Below are 249 nucleotides of genomic sequence, written 5' to 3'. Positions count from 1 at the left end.
CGGCAGCATCAATGAGCCGTTTGGAAGAACGCTCCTCTGAGATTACCAGCATCGTGCAGGTAATCAGCGACATTGCCAGCCAGACCAATCTGCTTGCGCTTAATGCCGCGATTGAGGCGGCTCGTGCAGGCGAGCAAGGACGGGGCTTTGCTGTTGTCGCCGATGAGGTGCGCAAGCTGGCAGAAATGACGGCCAATTCCACCACAAACATTGCCAGCTTGATTGAAAAGATTCAGGAAGAAACAAAAG

1 protein-coding gene is annotated in these 249 nt (G+C 53.4%); it reads left to right on the top strand.

Annotated features, from left to right (window positions below; all coding sequences use genetic code 11):
- Positions 1-11 precede the first annotated feature (11 nt).
- Positions 12-249: methyl-accepting chemotaxis protein (locus MXD62_RS09245; protein WP_285224010.1), on the top strand; the 238-nt coding region annotated here is incomplete at its 3' end.

This window comes from Frankia sp. Mgl5 (genome assembly GCF_023242985.1).
Taxonomy (GTDB): Bacteria; Actinomycetota; Actinomycetes; order Frankiales; family Frankiaceae; genus Parafrankia; species Parafrankia soli.
This window is presented reverse-complemented; position numbering and strand designations above follow the sequence as displayed.